This window comes from Desulfobaccales bacterium (assembly GCA_041648175.1).
In the GTDB taxonomy this organism is placed as follows: domain Bacteria; phylum Desulfobacterota; class Desulfobaccia; order Desulfobaccales; family 0-14-0-80-60-11; genus 0-14-0-80-60-11.
In genome coordinates this window covers 1-2,783 of the sequence record JBAZPO010000075.1, presented here as the reverse complement: position 1 = coordinate 2,783, position 2,783 = coordinate 1, and the positions used below count along the sequence as shown (strand labels likewise).

Here is a 2,783-nt window from a genome sequence, read left to right as displayed (position 1 = left end):
TCATCGTCAATGATTACGAGTTGAACCTGATCATCAGCAAGACCGGCTTGAACAAGGAAGCCCTGCTGGGGCTGGCCGGGACGATCATCACGACCCTCGGAGAGCTGGGTTCACAGGTTTCCATGCCGGACTCTGAAATCGGCATTTTCCCCGTCAAGGCAAAAAAGGTAGAGGACCCGACAGGCGCCGGCGATTCCTACAGGGGTGGCCTGATCAGCGGCCTTGTCCAGGGCAAGGACATTGAGCAATGCGCCCGAATGGGCAGTGTATGCGCTTCCTTTGCCGTCGAGTGCTACGGTACTCAGGAATACCGTTTTACCCCTGATGAATTCCGCGAGAGGCTGAACGGGTGACCATCAAAATCAGTTATGAGCGGAGGCCTTCTTACCCGTCAGTAACGAGCCGATTGGATTGCCTTGTTGGCTCTTTTCTAATAAATATTAAAGGGTAATCTCGGCCCATTCCGCGGCTTCCTTTTCCCGCCTCTTGTCCTTGGCCATTTCAGCGTAGGCCGTATCGAGGTTTGGGCGCACTACGTGTGGGCGGACTATTTCCTGGACAAATCTGCTTATTTTTCGGGGGCCGATGGTCTTGTGGAGCCCCTCATAAACCTCTTCATCAATAGTTATGGTCAATTTCTTCTGCATGGCATACCTCCTCTATACGTGTACTATACGTGTAGCCGCTCGGCACGTCAATGGCAAAAGCCAGACGTGTTGTCAGACGTTAGCCACGAATGAATGGTTCTATTTTATGGGGCCAACGGGCTGGTAAGCGGCGGCGGTGCTTTTCCGCCGTCCGCTTGACCGCCGTGTTATGCCTTTGACAGCGAAGGCTCAAACATGAATCGCCTGCGCCACCAGCCGCACCCCCAGCGCCCCGCAAACCTTTGCGATGGTGTCGTAGCGCGGTTTCGCATTGGGCCTGAGCGCCTTGTACAGGGCTTCGCGGGTGAGACCAGATGCCTTGGCGATCTCGTTCATGCCGCGCGCCCGGGCGATGTCGCCCAATGCGGCCGCCAGCAAGGCCGGATCATTCGCCTCCAGAATGTCCGTCAGATAGGCCGCAATCGCCGCCTTGCTGTCGAGATACGGCGCTGCGTCGAACTCGGGCAGGTCTGCCACCTTGATGCGTTGGGTCATTGTTGTCTCCTTCAATCAATCCAGCCGCGCAGCCAGTGCCTTGGCGCGCTTGATGTCGGTTTTCTGGGTACGCTTGGATCCGCCTGCGAGCAACACGATCACCTGCGCGCCGCGCTGCACGAAATACACGCGCCAGCCTGCGCCCACATGAATACGAAGCTCCAACACGCCCCCGCCAACCGGTTCCACGTCCCCCATCAAGCCGCGCTCCAGACGCTTATGCGCGCCACCACCACCCCGCGCACCGCCACATCGGACAGGCCGTCCAGCCATTCGGTGAATTCGGGCAAAGGCTTAATCGAGAACATTGCAGAAGTGTAATCGTTCGATTACATATTGTCAAGCAGGATTCACCGCGATTTGACTCCCCGCACCGCCTTCGGCACGGGGGGGCATAACGGCGCTGCGGATCAGCGGCTGACGTACACGCGAGCTTGCTCGCGGGGACGGCTGCCCGCTGCAGCCGCTTGATGGACTGGCGCGAAGCGCCAGGACAAAAGCGGATGGCAATCAGCCGCGCCGATGGCTCGGCGCGAAGCGTCCGAGCCATCGGCACGCTTCACCGGCGTTTTTGCCGCCCCGGCAAAAACGTACGGTGGAAGCGATGGTTCGCCAGAATGTTAGTTACTTCAATGGGTTTTTCCACTTGATCCCAGGAAAGCGTGAGAAATCGGTATCGGTGGAGATCAACTCACAGCCGTGTTCACTAGCCAGAGCGGCCAGGTGCGCGTCGGTCACAAGGTTTGCGACGGCCTGGCCTTCGGTCAACATTTTTTGAAAGACGATCCAGTGCCGGTCGGTAGGATGAATAATGCGCGTGCAGGGTTGATCCAACCAGCTTTGCACACGAGAGAGCGCCTGATCGAGAGACAGGGGGTGCTCAAAGACGCGCGGATTCGTGCCGATACGGATGAACGCACCAAGGACGGTCCAGCAAAGGCACACTGGCGAGACCCCAGACAACTGAGCATCCCACCCATTCGCGTGCCATCACATGGTGAGAACTCTGTTGGTCTTCGGCATACAAGAGGACGTTGGCATCCACGAGGATCACCGGTGATCTTCCCCCTCGATCTGAGATAGGAGCGCCTGGATGTTGTCCAGATTCCTCCCGGCTTTCAGCCCCATCTTGTGGGGACGGGTGTGATAGGATCGAGTTCGCGGCGGCGTATCTTCAACTATCTGCAATCCGGTGCGCAGCGCCTCATTAACCACGCGCCGAAAGGGCGCACGGAGCTTTGCCGCAACGGCTTTCGCTTTGTCCAGGACATCGTCGTCTATGATAAGTGTTGTTCTCATAATGTCATAATAGCATCATGCAGCGTGATGTCAAGGCATCATTTTGGTTGGGCGAACGGAGCCGCGTCTGTCACCGCGTTTGCTGGACAAAACCGCAGCTACTCGGCGTCGGCTTGAGCGAATTGATAATAGTTATGGCCTTTCCGCCAGTACAATAAGTTGTCAGGACTGACCAGCAGAATTTAGTTTTTATGTTTCCGTGGGCTATTGAGAGGCTCAGTTCCAACAAAACCAAATTCTGTTGGTTGCCTCCTTTAATCGTGAAGAATATAAAGAGTTATCCAAGACTCAACCCTTAACGAAAAAAGGAGGCAATATGAACTTTTACAATCAGCAACACCA

6 protein-coding genes are annotated in these 2,783 nt (G+C 56.2%); 1 reads left to right on the top strand and 5 read right to left on the bottom strand.

Annotated elements, in window-relative coordinates; all coding sequences use genetic code 11:
• Positions 1 to 353: PfkB family carbohydrate kinase (locus tag WC600_19215; protein MFA4904857.1), on the top strand; the 353-nt coding region annotated here is incomplete at its 5' end.
• A gap of 87 nt (positions 354 to 440) precedes the next feature.
• Here WC600_19215 and WC600_19210 read toward each other — a convergent pair.
• From WC600_19210 to WC600_19190, 5 genes are all read right to left on the bottom strand, one after another.
• Positions 441 to 647 carry a hypothetical protein gene (locus WC600_19210; protein MFA4904856.1) on the bottom strand — a complete coding sequence of 69 codons (207 nt, stop codon included), beginning with the start codon at positions 645 to 647 and terminating at the stop codon, positions 441 to 443.
• A gap of 189 nt (positions 648 to 836) precedes the next feature.
• Positions 837 to 1,142 (bottom strand): addiction module antidote protein, encoded by a 306-nt coding sequence (locus WC600_19205; GenBank protein MFA4904855.1) that lies wholly within the window; start codon positions 1,140 to 1,142, stop codon positions 837 to 839.
• 15 nt (positions 1,143 to 1,157) lie between these two features.
• Complete coding sequence (locus WC600_19200) at positions 1,158 to 1,340, bottom strand: type II toxin-antitoxin system RelE/ParE family toxin (protein MFA4904854.1); 183 nt, start codon at positions 1,338 to 1,340, stop codon at positions 1,158 to 1,160.
• Positions 1,341 to 1,766: 426 nt separating this feature from the next.
• Complete coding sequence (locus tag WC600_19195; GenBank protein ID MFA4904853.1) at positions 1,767 to 2,105, bottom strand: TA system VapC family ribonuclease toxin; 339 nt, start codon at positions 2,103 to 2,105, stop codon at positions 1,767 to 1,769.
• Positions 2,106 to 2,192: 87 nt separating this feature from the next.
• The gene (locus WC600_19190) at positions 2,193 to 2,441 is read right to left on the bottom strand and encodes a hypothetical protein (GenBank protein MFA4904852.1); all 249 of its coding nucleotides are present in this window, start codon (positions 2,439 to 2,441) and stop codon (positions 2,193 to 2,195) included.
• Between the last annotated feature and the right edge of the window lie 342 nt (positions 2,442 to 2,783).

Coding starts and splice junctions, on each gene's coding strand:
- WC600_19210 (MFA4904856.1), bottom strand. CDS start 647: ATGCAGAAGAAATTGACCATAACTATTGATGAAGAGGTTTATGAGGGG.
- WC600_19205 (MFA4904855.1), bottom strand. CDS start 1,142: ATGACCCAACGCATCAAGGTGGCAGACCTGCCCGAGTTCGACGCAGCG.
- WC600_19200 (MFA4904854.1), bottom strand. CDS start 1,340: ATGGGGGACGTGGAACCGGTTGGCGGGGGCGTGTTGGAGCTTCGTATT.
- WC600_19190 (MFA4904852.1), bottom strand. CDS start 2,441: ATGAGAACAACACTTATCATAGACGACGATGTCCTGGACAAAGCGAAA.